Annotated in this window: 6 protein-coding genes; all 6 read right to left on the reverse strand. The window is 51.0% G+C overall.

What is annotated here, in order from left to right:
• A partial coding sequence (locus tag KO087_RS09460; RefSeq protein WP_215508978.1) for a transposase family protein occupies positions 1-322 on the reverse strand: 322 nt, incomplete at its 3' end.
• 128 nt (positions 323-450) lie between these two features.
• Positions 451-1,203, reverse strand: coding sequence for an ABC transporter ATP-binding protein (locus KO087_RS09465; protein WP_215508979.1), 753 nt, complete (start codon positions 1,201-1,203; stop codon positions 451-453).
• Positions 1,184-2,182, reverse strand: coding sequence for an ABC transporter substrate-binding protein (locus tag KO087_RS09470; protein ID WP_251375026.1), 999 nt, complete (start codon positions 2,180-2,182; stop codon positions 1,184-1,186). Before KO087_RS09470 ends, KO087_RS09465 begins: the two co-directional genes overlap by 20 nt.
• A 9-nt stretch (positions 2,183-2,191) precedes the next feature.
• A complete protein-coding gene (locus KO087_RS09475; protein ID WP_215508980.1) occupies positions 2,192-2,956 on the reverse strand; it encodes an ABC transporter permease in 765 nt (254 codons plus the stop codon).
• Complete coding sequence (locus tag KO087_RS09480) at positions 2,931-3,227, reverse strand: thiamine-binding protein (RefSeq protein WP_215508981.1); 297 nt, start codon at positions 3,225-3,227, stop codon at positions 2,931-2,933. Before KO087_RS09480 ends, KO087_RS09475 begins: the two co-directional genes overlap by 26 nt.
• Before the next feature lie 162 nt (positions 3,228-3,389).
• The gene (locus KO087_RS09485; RefSeq protein WP_251375028.1) at positions 3,390-4,709 is read right to left on the reverse strand and encodes an aspartate kinase; all 1,320 of its coding nucleotides are present in this window, start codon (positions 4,707-4,709) and stop codon (positions 3,390-3,392) included.
• Between the last annotated feature and the right edge of the window lie 227 nt (positions 4,710-4,936).

Consider the following 4,936-nt stretch of genomic DNA (forward strand, 5'->3'; position numbering starts at 1 on the left):
CCACTACATAGGCAATTAAGCGCTTTGTCATCTGCTTGCCCTTGGCGGCAAAGGAGAGAGGTGCTTCAAAGCGCGCGCCGCAATCCTTGCAATCATAGCGTGTCTTCTTGACGCGAAGAAGCACGTGTTTACGGCGCATCGGTGCGTCCCGAAGCACCTGAACCCGGTGATCGTGAACCCAAGCGTGAGCCGAGCCACAGTGAGGACAAACCCGATCTTGTACGGGTTTGCAATCAATGGTAATCAGGCGTCTTTCTTCTGAAACACCGGTGACCTCGACATCTTGGATTCCTAAAAGTAATGTGGTAATATTGTTTTGCACTTGTTTGCCCCCTTTATTATTTTGTGGTGATTTAATTTTAGGTGATAGGGAAAACAAGTGCTATCTTTTTGCACAAAAATATCCATTGAGGAGATTACTCCCCAATGGATATTATAGAGCCTTTTTTTCTAAGCCATAATGGCTTCCTGAATGGCCTTCTTCGCGTCCAAATAATCGCGGGAAAGTTCAAATTCCTTGCGGTCCCCTTCCGGCACCTCGTAGGTGTAGGCGATGGATTTCTTTTTTGGGGACAGGACGTGAATCACATCGCTCATCCGCAGGGCTTCGTCGATGTCGTGGGTAATGAGGATGGTGGTAAGGGCGTATTTATCCTTAATGGCTAAATACCAATCTTGCATGCTGCCCTTTGTAATGGCGTCCAAGCGGGAGAAGGGCTCGTCTAAAAGCACCAGGTCTTTCGAGAAGAGGAAGGTGCGCAGAAAGGCCGCCCGCTGGGCCATGCCGCCGCTTAATGCGCCGGGGTAGCTATACTGGGTGCCCTCCAGGCCGAATTCTTTAAAGTAGCCGTCGGCCGCGGCCCGGGCTTCTTCTTTGCTCTTGCCCGCCAAGCGCAGGGGAAGGGACACATTGTCGATGATCTTCAAGTGGCGAAGGAGCAAGTCCTTTTGCAGCATGTAGGCCACGTGACCGGGCTGGCCCGTAACATCTTCGCCTAAGAGATGCACCGTGCCCGCGTCGGGAACGTCAAGCCCCGCCAGAATATTAAAGAGGGTGGTTTTTCCGCTTCCGCTTTGCCCTAAAAGGGACACGACCTTGCCCCGCTCAACGGAAAGATTCACCTTATCCAGCACGATTTTGTCGCCGAAGTGGCGGCAAATGCCTTCGCCTGTTAAGAGCGGCTTATTGGGGGAGGTAGTCATTGCTGAAACCGAAGTCTTTCGGGATTTCCCGATCGATTAATTTGTTTTTCCAAAGCCAGCCGTAGAAAGCGTTCCAACGATTGCTGTCGATGATGCCGAATTGTTTCGCATCGGCGATGTATTGTTTTGAAAGGTAGGCTTGGCTTTCGTCGACCATTTTCTTATCCAATTCCGGAGAGGCCTTCACTAAAATTTCGGCGGCTTCTTCCGGATGTTCGGCGGCGTATTCGTAGCCTTTGGAAATGGCGGCCAGGGCTTTTTTCGCCGTGTCCGGATCGTTTTTCAAGAAGTCGTTGTTGGCGATTAAAATGGGGCTGTAGTAGTCGAATTCCGGGTGGGATTCGATAAAGGGAATGTAGTTGGTTTCCAGGCCCGCCGTTTTGGCTTTAATGCCGTCCCAACCGTAGTAGACCCATACGGCGTCCACATTGCTGTTTAATGCGGCCACGATGTCGGTGACATTGGAGGGTAGAAGGTTGACCTTGGAGAAATCGCCGCCGTCGTCTTCCACCATGGTTTTAATCATGGCAAGTTCGATGGGCATGTTCCAGGTGGCGTAGGTGTGGCCGGTGAGCTTGCCCATGGAGTCGATGCCTTTATCTTTCGCACTCAAAAGGCCGGAGGTGTTGTGTTGCACCATGGCTGCCACAGCGGTGACGGGAAGGGGCTCTTCCTTGGCCCAGGATGCGGCGATGGTATCTTGGAAGGAGACGCCGAATTCGCCGCCGCCGTTAGCCACCAGGCCTTCCGCGCCGCCTTCTGGCGGTTGCATGATTTCGAGATCGATGCCGGCTTCGTCGAAGTAGCCTTTTTCCTTGGCCACGTAAATCCCCGTGTGGTTCGTGTTCGGGGTCCAGTCCAAGACCAGGCGTACTTTTTTCTTGTCGCCGTCGGCTTGTTTACCGGCACCGCCGGCGCAGCCTGCCAGCATAAAGACGGCCAAAAGGACGGGTAGAAGGCGTTTCATATAACGTTTCATAGTATGCTCCTATCGGTTTAATTGTTTCCAAGGCATGGCTTCTCTTTGAAAGAGATTCACCAGGCCCATAAGGATTAAGCTTAAAAACGAGATCAAAAAGATCACGGCAAACATGCGGTCGTAGCTGTAGGCATTTTTCACGCGGGTCATGTAGACGCCGAGGCCTTGAAAGCCGCCGAGCCATTCGGCTATGACCGCCCCTACCACGGAGTAGGAAGCGGAAATTTTTAAGGCGGAGAAAAAGCCGTCCAGGGCATTGGGAAGTTTTACATAAGAAAAGATTTCCCGTTTGTCCGCGCCCATGGCGCGCAAGAGGCGCATTTCGTCTCGATCCGCGGAGGCAAAGCCTTCGTAGAGATTGACGGCCATGGGAAAGAAGGTAACGATAACGATGAGGACCACTTTCGGTGTCATGCCGTAGCCCATCCAGAGAACCAAAAGGGGCGCGATGGCCACGGTGGGAACCGTTTGTGTGAGGACCAGAAGAGGATAGAGGGCATCCTTCAAAAAGGCCGAGCGATCCATTAAAAAGGCGCAGAGAAAGCCCGAGACGATGCCGAAGAAAAGGCCCATGGCGGCCTCAAGCAAGGTGACTTTCGAATGAACGACCAACAGAGGGAAGTCCTGCACGAAGGCCTTGATGACCTGTACGGGCGAGGGGAGCAGGTAGGCGGGCAAAAGGCCCGAGGTGCTCAAGAGCTGCCACAGGACGAGCAGGGCGACGATGAGGATGCTCCCTCTGAAAAGTTTACTGATATTTGTCGATTTTTTCATCGATAGATAAAATGGATTCTTTGCCGTGATTTAATTTAACGTAGCACATGACGGATTCGGCGCCTTCTTCCAGCACCTTGGCTTCGCATTTTCGGAGCAGGTCGATAATCTCGTCCATGGAATCGCCTTCAACGGTGGTTTCAAAGGGGGCCACCACGTAATTTAAACCGCTTTCGTCGATGACGGCGATGACCTCGTCGACGATGCGTACCACTTCTTCAATGCCGCCCTTTACCGTCGGCAAAACTTGAATAGCCATACTCGCTTTCATTTATTTTCTCCTTTCAATAAAAAAAGCCGATGCACAAAAGGCGCATCGGCTCGATCCTTTTACAGCATTACCTGTACAAGTTCAATGGGTTGAGTAGTTCTCTCTCAGCTATGAGCACCCCTTTACACATAGAGTATACCCGATTATGAGAGATTATAAAAGTTATTTTAGGAAAGTGGCGTTATAAATTGCCTGGATGGATTTATCCGCCTCTTCTTCCAAGACGCCGACGATAATATTCATCTCGCTGGCCCCTTGAATAATCACGCGAATATTCACATTGGCCCCGGCCAAGGCGCCGAAAATATGGGCGCTGGTACCGACGCGATTTTTCATGTTGCGACCGACGATGGTAATCAGGGCGATGTTGTGGTCCACGGAAATGCGATCGGCATTGGTGAAGGTTTGGAGCTCGGCGAGGAGCTGATCCGTTTTATTTTTCAAATATTTGCTGGCGATGACCAGGGAGATGGAGTCGATGGAAGAGGGCATGTGCTCCAAATAAATGTCGTTGGCTTCCAAAACGGAAAGGACTTTTCTGTGGAAGGCCAGATCCCGATTCATGCGGAATTTTTCGATATTGATGACGTCGAAGCCCTTTCGGCAGGCGATCCCCGTAATGTTTTCGCCTTCCGCATCGTCGGGCACGTGGGCCACGATGTAGGAGCCGTCTTCATCTTTGGCATTGGTGTTTCGAATCACCACGGGAATGTTCTTTTCGATAACGGGGAACATGGCCTCGTCGTGCATGACCTTGGCGCCGCTGTAGGAAAGCTCGCGAAGCTCTTCGTAGGTGATCTTTTTGATCTTTTGCGGTTGGGGCACGATGGAAGGATCCACGGCGAGAAGGCCGGAGACATCGGTCCAGTTTTCATAGAGATCGGCGCCGACACCCCGGGCCACGATGGCGCCGGAAAGGTCGCTGCCGCCGCGGCTGAAGGTAATGATTTTACCGGAAGGCGTGGAGCCGTAGAAGCCGGGGATTACGGCACAGGCGTGGGCTTCTTTCATTTCTTCCAAGGCGCGGTAGCTGGCCTCTTCGTCCCATTGGCCGTTTTCGTCGAATCGAATCACTGTGGCAGCGTCGACGAAATCATAGCCCAAATAGGCGGCCAAAATTTTTCCGTTTAAGTATTCGCCCCTGGAGAGGACGTAGGATTTACTCACCTTGCCGGAGGTAATGGTGTTTAAAATATGGTCCAGTTCCCCGTTTAAATCAAATTCGATGCCGATGCCGTCTAAAATTTCGCGGTAGCGGGCTTCGATCATGCTCATAACTTCGTTGGACGAAAGTTTATGCACGGCCATGTTGTAGAGAAGAATCAAAAGATCCGTCACCTTTTGATCGCCGCTTCGGGCCTTTCCCGGTGCGGAGGGAATGACATACAGGCGGTTTTCATCGCTCTCAATAATATCTTTAACTTTTTTAAATTGTTCACTATTGGCGAGGGATGAACCGCCGAATTTACATACGATGGGCATAATATCCTCCTTTAGGTAATCTTATCCTATTGTAAGATTTTTTCTCCTTCGAAACAAGTGCTTTTCCGTGAAAAAGCGGTAATAAACGGCAGAAAAAAAGAGGTTCTATGTCAACCATTGGGGAGTCTAGTGAAAACTAGGCTCCTTTTTGTTTTCCTACACACCCTCACTCACTTATCTTTTGAACAAACGAAAAGCAGTTTCGTGCGGAAATGATGAAAGTTACG

This window comes from Peptoniphilus rachelemmaiella, from assembly GCF_943169845.1.
Classification (GTDB): Bacteria; Bacillota; Clostridia; order Tissierellales; family Peptoniphilaceae; genus Aedoeadaptatus; species Aedoeadaptatus rachelemmaiella.